This is a genomic window from Algoriphagus sp. CAU 1675 (genome assembly GCF_029222925.1).
Lineage (GTDB): Bacteria > Bacteroidota > Bacteroidia > Cytophagales > Cyclobacteriaceae > Algoriphagus.
In genome coordinates, this window is the sequence record NZ_JARHUI010000006.1 from 106,065 (window position 1) to 120,366 (window position 14,302).

16 protein-coding genes are annotated in these 14,302 nt (G+C 42.9%); 6 read left to right on the plus strand and 10 right to left on the minus strand.

Features of this window, described 5'->3' with window-relative positions; genetic code table 11:
• Positions 1–50: 50 nt before the first annotated feature.
• The 7 genes from rpsB to P2G54_RS14400 form a co-directional block, all read right to left on the minus strand.
• Complete coding sequence (gene rpsB / locus P2G54_RS14370) at positions 51–812, minus strand: 30S ribosomal protein S2 (protein ID WP_275872242.1); 762 nt, start codon at positions 810–812, stop codon at positions 51–53.
• A gap of 40 nt (positions 813–852) precedes the next feature.
• Complete coding sequence (rpsI, locus tag P2G54_RS14375) at positions 853–1,239, minus strand: 30S ribosomal protein S9 (RefSeq protein WP_275872243.1); 387 nt, start codon at positions 1,237–1,239, stop codon at positions 853–855.
• A 12-nt stretch (positions 1,240–1,251) separates the two neighbouring features.
• Positions 1,252–1,695, minus strand: a complete 444-nt coding sequence (rplM, locus tag P2G54_RS14380) for a 50S ribosomal protein L13 (protein WP_275872244.1) — start codon at positions 1,693–1,695, stop codon at positions 1,252–1,254.
• A 176-nt stretch (positions 1,696–1,871) separates the two neighbouring features.
• On the minus strand, positions 1,872–2,582 hold the full coding sequence (locus P2G54_RS14385) for a pseudouridine synthase (protein WP_275872245.1): 711 nt from the start codon (positions 2,580–2,582) through the stop codon (positions 1,872–1,874).
• 70 nt (positions 2,583–2,652) lie between these two features.
• Complete coding sequence (locus P2G54_RS14390) at positions 2,653–3,738, minus strand: ATP-binding protein (RefSeq protein ID WP_275872246.1); 1,086 nt, start codon at positions 3,736–3,738, stop codon at positions 2,653–2,655.
• A 2-nt stretch (positions 3,739–3,740) separates the two neighbouring features.
• A complete protein-coding gene (locus P2G54_RS14395; protein ID WP_275872247.1) occupies positions 3,741–4,430 on the minus strand; it encodes a response regulator transcription factor in 690 nt (229 codons plus the stop codon).
• A 152-nt stretch (positions 4,431–4,582) separates the two neighbouring features.
• Complete coding sequence (locus tag P2G54_RS14400) at positions 4,583–5,371, minus strand: DUF3108 domain-containing protein (RefSeq protein WP_275872248.1); 789 nt, start codon at positions 5,369–5,371, stop codon at positions 4,583–4,585.
• A gap of 178 nt (positions 5,372–5,549) precedes the next feature.
• On the opposite strand from P2G54_RS14400, the gene recA reads away from it, so the two are divergent.
• Entirely contained in the window at positions 5,550–6,578 is a 1,029-nt protein-coding gene (gene recA / locus P2G54_RS14405; protein WP_275872249.1) for a recombinase RecA, read from the plus strand.
• A gap of 60 nt (positions 6,579–6,638) precedes the next feature.
• Here recA and P2G54_RS14410 read toward each other — a convergent pair whose 3' ends face one another.
• On the minus strand, positions 6,639–7,892 hold the full coding sequence (locus P2G54_RS14410) for an ABC transporter permease (protein WP_275872250.1): 1,254 nt from the start codon (positions 7,890–7,892) through the stop codon (positions 6,639–6,641).
• A 134-nt stretch (positions 7,893–8,026) separates the two neighbouring features.
• Between P2G54_RS14410 and queA the strand changes: the two genes are divergently transcribed.
• The 5 genes from queA to P2G54_RS14435 all read left to right on the plus strand — a co-directional run bounded on the left by queA (position 8,027) and on the right by P2G54_RS14435 (position 12,592).
• A complete protein-coding gene (gene queA, locus P2G54_RS14415) occupies positions 8,027–9,076 on the plus strand; it encodes a tRNA preQ1(34) S-adenosylmethionine ribosyltransferase-isomerase QueA (protein WP_275872251.1) in 1,050 nt (349 codons plus the stop codon).
• 109 nt (positions 9,077–9,185) lie between these two features.
• Positions 9,186–9,872 (plus strand): 2-C-methyl-D-erythritol 4-phosphate cytidylyltransferase, encoded by a 687-nt coding sequence (locus tag P2G54_RS14420; RefSeq protein WP_275872252.1) that lies wholly within the window; start codon positions 9,186–9,188, stop codon positions 9,870–9,872.
• 126 nt (positions 9,873–9,998) lie between these two features.
• Complete coding sequence (locus tag P2G54_RS14425) at positions 9,999–10,793, plus strand: DUF5668 domain-containing protein (RefSeq protein ID WP_275872253.1); 795 nt, start codon at positions 9,999–10,001, stop codon at positions 10,791–10,793.
• 33 nt (positions 10,794–10,826) lie between these two features.
• A complete protein-coding gene (locus P2G54_RS14430) occupies positions 10,827–11,867 on the plus strand; it encodes a histidine kinase (RefSeq protein ID WP_275872254.1) in 1,041 nt (346 codons plus the stop codon).
• Positions 11,864–12,592, plus strand: coding sequence for a LytTR family transcriptional regulator DNA-binding domain-containing protein (locus P2G54_RS14435; protein WP_275872255.1), 729 nt, complete (start codon positions 11,864–11,866; stop codon positions 12,590–12,592). The genes P2G54_RS14430 and P2G54_RS14435 overlap by 4 nt, the downstream gene beginning before the upstream one ends.
• Before the next feature lie 67 nt (positions 12,593–12,659).
• Here the strand turns inward: P2G54_RS14435 and P2G54_RS14440 are convergent, their stop codons facing one another.
• Entirely contained in the window at positions 12,660–12,881 is a 222-nt protein-coding gene (locus P2G54_RS14440; RefSeq protein ID WP_024284896.1) for a DUF2795 domain-containing protein, read from the minus strand.
• A 78-nt stretch (positions 12,882–12,959) separates the two neighbouring features.
• Positions 12,960–14,207, minus strand: a complete 1,248-nt coding sequence (locus tag P2G54_RS14445; protein WP_275872256.1) for a DUF349 domain-containing protein — start codon at positions 14,205–14,207, stop codon at positions 12,960–12,962.
• Positions 14,208–14,302: the final 95 nt, after the last annotated feature.

Sequence of the window (14,302 nt, forward strand, 5' to 3'; positions counted from 1 at the left end):
TCGACCGGAGCCAGATGTTCAATTTTTTTGTATTTCAAATCGATTGTGGATTATTCTTTTGTTTCTGCGTCTACAGCTCTCTTAGCTTCTTCCTCTTCAGAAAGTTTAGCTTCGTCTTTGTCTTTCTTTCTTTCAGATAGACCTTCTTCGATTGCTGCACCGAACGCTTTAACCAGCAAAGAAACTGATTTGAAAGCATCGTCATTGGCTGGGATAGGGAAATCCACCTCGTTAGGGTTGGAGTTTGTATCTACCAATGCGAAAACAGGGATACCAAGCTTATGTGCTTCGGCAATTGCAATGTGTTCTCTTTTGATGTCTACTACAAAAAGAGCAGCAGGAAGTCTGCTAAGGTCGGCAATACCGCCCAATACATTTTCCATTTTGTCTTTCTGACGGCTTACCATCAGACGCTCTTTTTTCGCAAGGTTTTTATAAGAGTCTTCCTTCATCAATTTATCAAGGGAGGACATCTTCTTCAGGGACTTGCGGATAGTAGCGAAGTTGGTCAACATACCACCTAACCATCTTTCGGTTACGTAAGGCATGTTCAGACGCTGAGCTTCTGCTGCTACCAAGTCTTTGGCCTGCTTCTTAGTAGCGACAAACATTACTTTTTTGCCGGAACGTACGATTTGCTTGATTGCGTTGGATGCTTCGTCGAGGCAAGCAAGCGTTTTGTTAAGGTCGATAATATGGATTCCGTTCTTCTCCATGAAGATATATGGAGCCATTCTCGGATCCCACTTTCTCGTCAAGTGTCCGAAGTGAACACCAGCATCCAGTAAGTCTTTGTATTCGATTTTTGACATGAATAAAATAGTTTTTCTATTGAGTGAAGGAGTATTCCTATTAACGCTTGGAGAACTGGAATCTTCTTCTTGCTTTTCTACGTCCTGGCTTCTTACGTTCTACCATTCTAGGGTCACGAGTCAAGAAACCTTCTTTCTTCAAAGGACCTCTGTGCTCTTCGTTGAAATCACACAAAGCTCTGGAGATAGCCATACGGGCTGCTTCAGCCTGGCCTTTGATACCTCCGCCGTCCACGTTGATTTGGATGTCGTAGTTTCCTTCAACCCCAACAAGAGCCAATGGTTGCTTTACTACGATCTGGTGCAAATCAAATGGGAAGTAAACTTCCAATGACTGATTGTTTACGGTGATCTTACCATTTCCTGGAGCCATGTAGATTCTGGCTACAGAGGTTTTTCTTCTACCGATTTTGTTGATCATTTCCATGAATTAAGTCGATTAAAGAGTGATGGTTTTTGGCTGCTGTGCTGCATGTGGATGCTCAGATCCTTCATACACGTACAGATTTCCGTACAATTTTCTTCCCAATCTGTTTTTAGGCAGCATGCCTCTTACAGCTTTCTCAACCAAAATTGCTGAAGACTTTGCCTTCAATAATTTAGGAGTAGAGATTCGCTGACCACCTGGGTAACCGGTGTGACGTACATATACTTTCGCGTCCCACTTGTCACCAGTCAATCTGACTTTGTCTGCGTTGATTACGATCACATTGTCACCGCAATCCACATGAGGAGTGAAGCTTGGCTTCGTCTTACCTCTCAAGATTTTTGCTACCTCACTAGCCAATCTACCCAAAACTGCAGCTTGGGCATCCACAACTACCCATTGCTTTTCTACAGTCGCGGCGTTGGCTGATACGGTCTTATAGCTCAAAGTATCCACTGTGTAACTGTTTAATTTTTAGCTTGTTAAATATATTTCACCCTCAAAAAGGGACACAAAGATAGAAGTATTTTATTTTTCATGCAAAATATTTCCAAGGCTAAGTCCTAATTTTCACAGGCTTAGCCATTTGGTCGATTTTTTTTGGACTCCAAATGCACTGATTCCGATGAGTTTCAGGAGTTCTTTTCCAACTGATGGACCAAAACCTGAAAATCCTTGGGATAGGGAGCTTCAACTTGGATTCTTTGTCCGTCCAAGCCCTCAAATCCTATGGAATAGGCATGAAGAGATACCCGCTGCATGATGGGTAATTCTTCCGTGTTCTTTTTGAGATTGAAGCGGCGCTTGAGTGAAGAAAGATACAAGGGCTTGCCGCCGTACAAAGTGTCACCGCATATCGGAGACTTCAGGTAGGCCAAATGAACCCGGATCTGGTGCAGTCGCCCTGTAATAGGCTTGCATTCGATCAACGAGTGCGCGTAATAGGTTTTCAAAGTATTGAATTCCGTTTGCGCAGGCTTTCCTTCTTTACTGACTTTGGCGATTCCTTTATTGCTAGCTACCAGGTTTCGGTCTACAAGCAGATGCTCATAATCCTTGATCCCTTCCACTACGGCATGATAGACTTTCTCCACCTTCCTGTTTTCAAACTGGATGGCCATGTGCCTGTAGGCCTCTGGATTCTTGGCAATCACCAGACATCCGGATGTTTCCTTGTCCAATCGATGACACAGCTGGGCATCCGCTGTATGCATCTTGGCTAGGTCCAGGATGTTCTGCGCCTCGTGCCTGTCGTCTAAGCTCGATAGGTAAGGCGGCTTGTTGATTACCAGGTAATCCGCGTTTTCAAACAGAATCAGGTTCTGAAAATCTACTTTCTTCATGGATTCTCCTGCCTCTTCAAAGAGGCTGCAAAGGTAGGTGAAAATTAGGCAGTAAAAAAATGTGGCCGGATTATTTCGATGGGCCGGATTCAGATTTGGCTACCCCCTCTGGATTTGGGTTTTTTGCCAAAGGCAAAGAGAAGCTAAATATCGAACCTTTGCCCACAGTAGAGCTGACGGAGATCTTACTTTTGTGTCCTTCCAGGATGTGTTTGACGATAGCCAATCCCAAACCAGTGCCTCCTTCTTTTTTGGAGCGGCTTTTTTCCACTCGGTAAAAGCGTTCGAAAATCCGCTTTAAGTCCTCCGGAGGAATCCCCTGTCCATCGTCTTTGATGTCGATCTGAATGGAGTTCTTTTGGGTTTTCATGGAGATTTTTACTTCCCCGCCCTCGTGGTTGTATTTGACCGCATTGAAAATCAGATTTTGGCAGACCCGGTAGATTTTGCCTCTGTCGGCATGGGTAATGTAATTTTTGTCGGCTTCGAATTTGAAATCAATACTTACCTGTCGCTTGCTGGCCTTGTGTTCCAGTTCTTCAATTACTTCAAGAATAAGCTCTTTGAGATCAAAATCCGAAAAGACAAATTTGATTACCCCGCTTTCCATCTGGTTAAGGGTCAGGATGTCCTGGACCAGGACGTCCAGGGAGTCTAAACTTTTGGCAGCCCGCTTCAAAAATTTCATCCGGACCTGCTTATCTTCAATCGCACCATCCAAAAGCGTGTGGACATAGCCCTGAGCGGCAAAGATTGGTGTTTTCAATTCGTGGGAAATGTCCGCAATAAATTCCCTTCTGAATTCTGCGTTTTTCTGAAGTGTCTCAATTTCCTTTTGCCTGGCCATGGCATAGGAGTTGATCACTTCATTGATGTTCTTCAGTGGAGAAACAGAGGATTTGGATTGTTTCTTTTTTATTTCAGAGAGTTCCTTCTTCTGGATTTTCTCCAAAAGCGCATAAATGTTTCCGATCTCTTTGAAAACAAGGAACTCCAGAGTAATACTGATCAATAAATAAGATGCGGAAAAGGATAAGCCTCCTGCTACCAGTAATAGGGTTGGGGTGGCATCTTCCAATAAAGAAAGAAATGCTGCCACCAGAACTGAAATGGCCAGAGCCAATAGTAAAGAAATTCCCCTTGAGGTAGCTAGCATATTTAGCCAAGGTCAAATTTGTAACCAACTCCTTTTACCGTAGTGATGTAGTCCTCCCCGATTTTTTCCCGGACTTTTCGGATATGAACGTCCACGGTTCGGGCCAAAACAAAGACATCCGTTCCCCAGATGTTTTGAAGGAGTTCGTCTCTGCTGAAAACCATATTGGGGTTTTTGGCCAGAAAATACAGTAATTCAAATTCCTTTTTAGGCAAGGAGATGGTGTTGCCTCCCTTTTCTACCGTATAACTTCCCCGGTCAATGACCAGGTCTTTGATTTTGATCTGGGATTGCTCTTGTTCCTTTTTGGATTCTCTTCTGAAGAGGGCAGCTATCCTGCTCATCAGGGCTCTGGGCTTGATCGGTTTGGTGATGTAGTCGTCTGCACCTACGTCAAAAGCTGCCACCTCTGAATACTCTTCCATCCTTGCGGTTAGAAATATAATATAGGTGTTTTTTAGTTCGGGGATTTGGCGGAGCTGGAGACAGGTTTCTACACCGTCCTGATTGGGCATCATGATGTCCAACAAGATGACATCCGGCAAAAATTTGGTAGCCGTTTTTACGCCTTTGATTCCATCCTCAGCAGTGGCTACCTCATAGCCTTCTTTAAGGAGGTTGTACTTGAGAATTTCTACAATATCTGGCTCGTCGTCTACTACCAGAACCTTGATTTTTTGTTTCTCACCCATTCGGATTTTCCTTAATGTTCAGGTTAAAATTAAGCAATATTTAAAGATTGACGCCAAACTTATCCTGCCTAATATACCTCTTCAAGCGGGTTTATTGTCTGAAATCCCAATATTTTGGACATAACTGTTACCGGAATGTTACCTGCCGGTTTTCAATTGTTCTTTAAGCCTTTCGCTGATACGATGTCAAAATTCAAGGAACCCAAGAATAAGTTCGCCTTTATTTTTACGGGTATTTTGTTCTTGTCTTTTGTGACCCAGACCTTGACGGGGTATTCTCCTCTGAAGAGTTTGTTTTCAGGTACCTGGGGAGAGAAAATGTAAGTTTCCACCTTTCCAAGCTCGGTATCCAGCTTTTCTTCTCCTTCAAAGATTAAGTTTATGTTATATATTTCCTTATCGAAGAATCCTTTAATGAATACAGTGTCTCCTGGGCTGAGTTTTCCCAAATCCAGGGTCCTCAAATAATAAAATCCGCTCACGATATCCTGAACTTGTCCGGGAAGCGCAAATTCCATTTCCCTTTGAAGGGTTTTGTTTTCCCTGTCAAAAAGCTGCATAAAGGCCTTGTGGTCTTTTTGGTCAAAAAATACTTTTTCGTGTTTACGGTATCTTCCTTCTTCTATATGTCTGTAGGAAATTTTTGGAAGCTTGGTTTCAACATCCAGGTAGGTTCCCCAGTTGTCATTTACTCTTCCGAATATGGTCGCGGCTCCCTTTGTTTTACCGAACACATCGATCTTGAAATGATCCCTGTTGTCCTCTTGGTGAGCTCTTCGTGAAATCTGCATTTTTGCATCTGCAAGGTTTAACCAACCATAGCTCACTTCAAAGTTCAACTCCTCTCCAAAGGTAAAGGCCTCATTGCTATTTTCCTGGGCATGGAGGGAATGACCAGCCAAGATCAGGAAGCAAAGGATAAGCGATTTGAAGATATTCATAATTTTTGGTGACAATACCTGACAAAATGCGGGTACTTTTGTAAGTATTACGAAAAAGCGTGCCGAATAGTGATTAAAAATACGAATTTGGTATTCCAATCCAATAAGGGGTTGTTCGTTGCTAATGGGTTTTCCGTTGACTAAATTCACTGATTCGATACCTAATAATAAGAAATACATGAGTAATAACGCAGAAAAATTGAAAGCGCTCCAACTGACCATTGATAAGTTGGAAAAAGCCTACGGAAAAGGCACTGTAATGAAGCTCAGTGACAATAAGGTGCAGGACGTGCCGGCTATTTCCACTGGCTCTCTTGGTTTGGATATGGCACTGGGGGTAGGAGGAATTCCCCGGGGAAGGGTGATCGAAATCTATGGACCCGAATCTTCCGGTAAAACCACCCTGACGATGCACTGTATTGCGGAGGCACAAAAAGCAGGTGGGCTTGCAGCTTTTATTGATGCGGAACATGCTTTTGATAAAACCTATGCTGAAAAGTTGGGCATTGATACGGAGAACCTCCTCATTTCTCAACCGGACAATGGGGAGCAGGCATTGGAAATTGCCGAGCATCTGATCCGATCCGGAGCCATTGATATCATCGTGATTGACTCGGTTGCCGCTTTGGTACCTAAGGGGGAGCTTGAAGGTGAAATGGGTGAAAGCAAAATGGGGCTTCAGGCCAGGTTGATGTCCCAGGCTTTAAGGAAACTGACCGGGGCAATCAATAAAACTGGATGCGCCTGTATTTTCATCAACCAGCTGCGTGAAAAAATCGGGGTGATGTTTGGTAACCCAGAAACCACCACCGGTGGTAATGCATTGAAGTTTTACGCTTCTGTCCGCTTGGACATTCGCCGGATCGGCCAGATCAAAGAGGGTGCAGATTCCATCCTGGGCAACCGAACCCGCGTGAAAGTGGTCAAAAACAAAGTAGCCCCTCCTTTCAAGGTGGTGGAATTCGATATCATGTATGGTCAGGGTATTTCCAAGGTAGGTGAAATCATCGATCTTGGTGTCGAGTTTGATATTATCAAGAAGGCAGGTTCTTGGTTCTCTTATAATGGCGAAAAATTGGGGCAGGGAAGGGATGCCGTGAAAAATTTGATTTTGGACAATCCGGAACTTATGGAAGAATTGGAAGTGAAAATCAAGGCTGCTTCTGGACTTTTGCCGACTGAGCCTGCAGGGGAGATGGAGGATTAATTTTCTATTCTTAGAAGTATAAACATAAAGAAGGGGAGCCATTTGGCTCCCCTTTTTATTTTAAGTTGTTCGTATCGCTTCCACCGGATCCAGCCTTGCAGCGAGGGTGGCAGGAATGATTCCAGAGACAATTCCTATGGCAGATGATACCCCTAGGCCCAAAATTATATTGCCGACTGAAAGGATCAGATCCAGGCTGCCTAGTTGGATAAAGCTGAGGAAATATACCAATAAGATGCCCGTGAGTCCCCCGATCAGGCTAAGGGCGATGGCTTCAAACAAAAACTGAAAAAGAATGAAATAATTTTTGGCCCCAAGGGATTTTTGGATTCCGATGATATTCGTCCTTTCTCTAACGGAGACGAACATGATATTGGCGATACCAAAACCTCCCACTAGAATGGAAAAGCCTCCAATCACCCATCCGGCTACTGAAATTACATCGAAGATAGATCCGATGGCATTTTGGAGGAATTCGGTTTTGTTGAGAGAAAAATTATCTTCTTCTGTTGGTTTCAGTCCTCTTTTGGCCCGAAGCAGGCCGATCATTTCGTTTTCAATGGCTACCATGCCGATATCATCCTCCATGCCTTTGGCGGCAATCGTTGGGTTGATTCCGTTTTTGCCAGTATTGAACATTTTGGTAAATGCTCCATAAGGAATAAGGCAAGCTTCATCCTTGGATGGAAGTTCCCCCAAAACTCCACTGCCTTCTTCTTCGAAAATCCCCACAACTGTGAATTTCAGACCTTTTATTTTCATCTCCTTTCCAAGGGGGTCTTCGTTTTGGAAAAGTGTGGTGGCAATGGTCCTGCCTATGATGGCTAGATTTCTGGCTCCGTTGATTTCAGATTCCGTGAAAAACCTCCCTTCCTCAATGGGTACATCATAAACCTCATCGTAAGTTTCAAATACCCCGGTCAGCTGCATTCCTTCAAAGGCATTATTTCCTGCTTTGACCGTAGTGTTGGCTGATGCTGCAATGGTGACCCCATTGGCATTTTTAAGGTTTTCCTTTAGAAATTTATACTCTGCTACGGTATTGGAAGGTCTTTGAAAATACTTCCACCAAGGATAATTACTTCTTGGGCCAGTGGAAAAAGGGAATTTATCCACCCGGATAACATTGGTCCCTAAAAAAGACAGAGAGGATTTGATGTTGTTTTCCAAGGAATCAACCAAAGTAAAAACAGCAATAATGGCAAAAATCCCGACTGTAACCCCCAAAAGGGAGAGAATTGTGCGTGTCAGATTGGATTTCAAGGCTGTAAGAGCAAACCTTAAACTTTCCCAGGTGAGTTGGAAAAAGAGCATGCGATCAATAGTTGGTTGAAAACAAATTGTCAAGTTAGCTGAAATTGGGAACTATTGTTATTATCTTTGCATTTTTTAGAGTAATTCTGAATTAAATAAACCAAGCGTTAAGCGTAGACATCTAAAGCTTCTCTATGAAATTATCAGATTTCAAATTTGACATCCCAAAAAAGTTAATCGCCCTTTATCCCACCGACAATCGAGATGAATCCAGATTGATGGTGGTACATCGCAAAACTGGAGAAATCGAACACAGAGTTTTCAAAGATATCATTGAATACTTTGGAGAAGGGGATGTGTTTGTTGCCAACGACACGAAGGTTTTTCCTGCTAGACTTTATGGCAACAAGGAGAAGACAGGAGCCGAAATTGAAGTTTTTCTTTTGAGAGAACTTAATCCTGAACTTAGACTTTGGGATGTTTTGGTAGATCCAGCCAGAAAAATCCGAGTAGGAAACAAGCTTTACTTTGGAGATTCCGACTTGGTTGCAGAAGTAATTGACAATACTACCTCCAGAGGGAGAACCATTCGCTTTCTGTTCGATGGTTCGCAAGAGGAGTTTCAGAAAACGATAGACTCTTTGGGAGAGACCCCGCTTTTGAAGGAAATCATCGAAAGAAAGGTTGAGCCTGAAGATCGGGATCGTTATCAAACAGTTTTTGCTGAAAATGTTGGGGCAGTAGCAGCACCAACTGCTGGTTTGCATTTTACTCCACATCTATTGAAGAGACTGGAGTTGAAAGGAGTGGAAGTAACCCCTATCACGCTTCATGTAGGTCTTGGTACTTTCCGTCAGGTTGATGTAGAGGATCTGACCAAGCATAAGATGGATTCCGAGAATTACAATATTCCTGAGGGGACTGTGAAGTTGGTCAATGAGGCTTTGGATCATAAGAAGCGGGTAGTGGCTGTAGGAACTACCTCCTTGAAGACCATTGAATCTTCAGTGACAGCAAATGGACGCCTGAAAGCTTCCAGCGGCTGGACAGACAAATTCATCATACCTCCCTATGAATTTAAAATTGCGAATGCCCTGATCACGAACTTCCATTTGCCGGAATCGACCTTGTTGATGACAACGGCTGCTTTTGGAGGATACGACCTGATCATGAAAGCATACAAAGAAGCCATCAAGGAAAAATACCGCTTCTTCTCTTATGGGGACGCGATGTTGATCCTTTAAAAATTAATGAGCCCCTTAAATGGGGCTTTTTTTTTGTTTCATAAGAATTTTATCTTTCGGTAATAGGGGTTGAAGGTTGAGAAATTACCTTTGTCCCAAAATTCCAATTATGAAAAAAGCGGCAATAGTAGTGGCAGGAGGAAGAGGAACCCGAATGGGTGGGCCGGTTTCCAAGCAATATCTACCCATTGGGGGAAAACCAATCCTGATGCATACGCTGAATGTATTTCATGAAGTGGATCCTTCCATGGAGCTTATTTTAGTTTTGCCCCAGGATGATTTTTCTTATTGGGAATCTCTTTGTAAAAAGTATGGATTTGTTTTGCCCTACAAGCTGGTAGCCGGAGGAAATTCAAGGTTCCAGTCTGTTCGCAATGGGCTTCAAGCCGTGAGTTTTCAAGAGGGGCTGGTAGCGATTCATGACGGAGTCCGTCCCTTTGTTAGTCCAGCAGTGATCCAAAATAGTTTTGAGGAGGCAGAAAAATCCGGAAGTGCAATTGCAGTGGTATCCCTGAAAGATTCCATCCGCAAACTGATGGATAATGACGGGTCCATCTATCAGGAAAGGCAATATTTCAGATTGGTTCAGACACCCCAGACTTTTCAGTTGGATAAAATCAAAAAGGCATTTGAAACTGTAGAATTGCCACAGTTTACAGATGATGCTACAGTCTACGAGCATCAGGGGTGGCAGGTCAACCTGATTGCGGGGAATCCTGAAAATATCAAGATCACCACTCCGGAAGACATGGAGTATGCGGAGTTTCTGATTTCAAGAAGAAAGAAGGCTGAGTAAAGAAGCCTGCAGATTTACCGACTTTTTGTGCGGACTCACCTACTTTTCCAAACGAATGGCCTATTTCGTGTTTTTTAAACCTTGATCCAGGGATAGATTTGACCATTACTTTAAACTATTTGACTGATGGCAAATTATTCAACACCTCGTAAAAACAGTGATGGCGGCATCATATTCGGATTTATCATTCTGGGTTTAGGCTTGCTGTTGTTGTTAAAAAAGTTGGGCGTATTCTATCCGGCATGGATGCTTACATGGCCCATGATTCTGATCGTGATTGGTGTTTTTACCTTGATCAAACACCAGTTTAAAAGTCTGTTTGGGGGACTTACCTTATTTGCAGGGGTCTACTTCCTCTTAGAACGGGAATTTGATTTTGATTTTGGCCTTCACAATTACATTCTTCCAATTGGCTTGATCATACTTGGGCTCTATCTGATTTCCCAAAAGCAAAAAGAAAAACAGGTAATAGAAAGTATTCGGGAACAAATGCAGTCCAGAAAGTCTTCCTCATCAACAGAGGAAGGGAGTACGGGGACGGAACCTTTGGGAACTGCTTCAGCTGGCTCAGGTTTTACCTTCTCTGACAGGTTAAATATTGATGCGATTTTCAGTGGCGTTAATAAGCGTGTATTGTCCAAAAATTTTCAGGGAGGAAAGCTGACGGCAGCCTTCGGAGGGGTTGATTTAGATCTTACTCAGGCTGATTTCAAAGGATTGGTAACCCTTCAGGTGGATGTGATATTTGGAGGAATGAAAATTATTGTGCCACCACATTGGGATGTACGAACAGAGGTAAGCAACATCGCGGCAGGAGTGGAGGACAAGCGGATATACCGTCAATCGGAGGTGGATCCTGATAAAGTATTGGTTCTAAGAGGCACTGTATTGTTTGGAGGTTTGGAAATCAAATCATTTTAACGACCTTCCTATTCATTAAAATCAGACTGAGTTTTGTTTTCTAACGCATTTTCATCTCCGTCTAAAGCCACTTGGGTTGTTCAGGGAGCCGGGTTAATTTGGCTCCTTGCTTCCTTTTTGATCCTTAATTTTTATGGATTGGACCGAATGGTCTCCTTGGCTGATGCGACTGTATTTAGCCTTGTGTTTTTGGGAGCAGTCTTTGTTTTGGAGAGAATATTTAGCTTTTACATTCCCAAAGGAGGGAATAATTGGTTGCTCCTGATCCTTCCTGTTCTGTTGAGTTTGGTAGGGGCTTACTTGCATAAGCTTTTATTGTCTTTGGTATTTGGGGAGGATCAAGTGTATAGGGATTTCCTCAATGACCACTTTTTTTTAAGATGGGCTATTTTGGCCTTGGCCGAGGTACTGGTTGCTCTTTTAGCCATCGTGATTTCTAAATTAGAGCAACAAGAGGAAAGCCGGAAGCGGGAAATCCAGATGAATGAATTGTCCAGAGAAGTGGAACTGGCTCAATTGAGGCAGCAACTTCAACCCCATTTTCTTTTCAATAGTCTGAATTCAATAAGCGCACTGATTATCTCTCAGCCCCAAAGGGCAAGGGAGATGGTCCTACAGCTTGCTGAGTTCTTAAGAGGCACCATTCGCAAGGATCTGAAAAACTGGGTGGACCTAAGTGGGGAATTAGAGTATTTGAAAATGTATCTGGATATAGAGCGGGTAAGGTTTGGACATCGCTTGCAGGTGGAGTTTGTGATCAGTGAGGAAGCGAAATCCTTGACCTTGCCTCAGTTACTTATTCAGCCACTTTTGGAAAATGCCATCAAGCACGGGCTTTACGGAACTACCGGAGAGGTTCGTATTGAGCTTAAAGCGGAAAAATCACAGAATTACTTGATGCTTCAACTCTCCAATTCATTTGATCCCGAAACTCCAGCTCCGAAGGGAATGGGCTTTGGATTAAGCTCGGTGGAACGTAGATTGTATTTACTCTTTGGAAGAAATGATTTACTGACCAAAGAAAAGAAGGAAGGCCTGTTTCAAGTGGCGCTCAAAATTCCCTTGCAGAAATGATCAAGACACTAATTATAGACGACGAGCCTCTGGCAGCCGGGATTGTTCAGGAGTTTTTGGCAGGATATCCACAATTTCAGTTGTTGGAAGTTTGCTATGATGGGTTCCAGGGGCTGAAAGCAATTCAAAAGCATGAGCCGGATTTGATTTTTTTGGATGTGCAGATGCCCAAGATCACAGGTTTTGAAATGCTGGAGTTGTTGGATGAGCCTCCTGCAGTGGTATTTACCACTGCCTTTGATGAATATGCGCTGAAAGCATTTGATGCCAACGCGATTGATTATCTGTTGAAGCCCTTCTCCCAAACGAGGTTCAACCAGGCCTTGGACAAATTCCTGCAACAGCATGGTGCTTCAAACCGAGAGCCCAGTGCTGAAATGCATGATTTAGCAGAGAAGAGCAATCGACTTGTAGTTCGTGTGAAGAATGAGATCAAAGTCATTCCGGTCTCAGATGTGATTTTTTTTGAGGCTCAGGATGATTACATACTGATCCATACTGCCTCTGGAAAATTTTTAAAAAAGATGAGAATGAAGTCCTTGGAGGAAGCATTGGATTCAGGGCATTTTGTCAGGGTGCATCGATCCTATATTCTCAATTTGAATGAAATTACTCAAATAGAGCCTTATGAAAGGGATAACTACTTGGTGCATCTGAAAAATGGAGAAAAAGTTCCAGTGAGCAAGACTGGGTATTCTCGGTTGCGTCAAGTGCTTGGTTTATAAGAGAAAAGCGTTTTCATTAAAAGAAAAAAGCCCCGCCCTGATAGCTATCGGGGCGGGGCTTTGTTAATTAATATTCGTCCTCGTTGAAAAAGAAGTCGTCTTTGGTCGGATAGTCCGGCCAGATTTCTTCGATGGTCTCGTAAGGTTCACCATCGTCTTCTAGTTCCTGTAGGTTTTCTACTACCTCCATTGGAGCTCCTGATCGGATTGCGTAATCGATCAGCTCATCCTTGGTGGCTGGCCAGGGAGCGTCCTCAAGGTAGGATGCTAATTCAAGTGTCCAGTACATAGTGTTAATTTTAAAGTGTTCCGGATTTTATAGGGTTGCAAAATTATCTTTTTTTTTAGATATGTAATCGTGTACTTATTATTTGAAAGAAAGTTGCTTTAAAATATAATTTTTTACATCAACTTTTCGCTTAAGACCCGATAACTTTTTCTTCATCATTATCTCAAAATCCCCAGTCTGTACCCTGAAGTTGTCAGAATTGGATTGGGCAGTATCATATTCCGTTTGATCGCGGTGAAGCAGATCTTTGAGCAAGGCTATTTTTATCTGTGATTGTTCCTCTTGGCTTTTTTGATCAAAGTCAGGGTATTTTCCGTGCACCAATTTTTCTAAAAAGGCCTTTTCGAATACAATATCTGAGAAAAACTGGAAGGATCTTGCCAGTAAATTTGCGTCTTTAGGTTTTCTGGGAGGAAGTTTTCTCCATTCCTGCTGAATTTCCTTGGCGCGATTGATCAAATCAAAGGTAGTGGGCTTCCCTGCTAGCTTTTTGATTTCATCCGTAAGGGTTTCCACTTTTTTCATCACCTCTCTAGGGTGCATTTGAGGCCCCGGATTTAAGGTGCGCTTGTAGCGGGAAAATATACGGTTGTTCAGTTTGGAAAATTCATCCCAAAGCGGTTGTCTTTTTTCTGCCGGGACTTTTCCGGCCGCTTTCCATTCTTTTTGGATTTTCTTACTGATTTCGAAGGCCATTTTGGCATCAGGAAGATCATGGGCTTCCCGGGCTTGCTCGACAAGGGCTTCGTAAACTTTGATGTTTTCTTCCGCCTGAAGGGCCATGCCTTCGAAAAAATGCCTTCTATTTTCAAAGAAATGCTGTACAGCATCATTGAATTGGGTTTCCATTTGGTCTTGGAATTCCTTTTCAACGGGGCCGGTTTTGATCCAGCGCATTTTGAGATCCTTAAAAGCTTCAGTTCCTTCTTTCCAGTCGGTATTGTCTTTCATTGCTTCAGCTTCTTGGATGAGGTCTTTCTTGACCTCCAGGTTTTTGGTCCTGTTGACCTGAATGATTTCGTTGAGAAAGGTCTCTTGTTGATTGAGCTCTTCGATCAGAGGAACAAAATCACCCAAAGCATCGGATTGATAAAGGGAATCGCGTAAATGTATCAGCTTCATCAGGAAAGATCCTTTGTTCTGGTTTTCCTGTATGTCGGTTTTCAGTTTTTCAACTTTTTCTTTGAGCTGCTCAAAACGTGCCTCAAAATAACTGATGGTGGAGGCTTCGTCTTCTTTCACTTCACCAATCACTCTATCTGCATGCCCCAAAAATCCCTTTAAATAAACTTTGCCGTCTTTAATGTATCCATACGGATGCTCCATTGTTCTACAGTAGGTTAGGTGGTCGTTTTCAATTTTCCGCAAATTAATTAATTCAAAAGCACTTATCCTAAGAAAGGGCTTTTTTTGCCATCTTT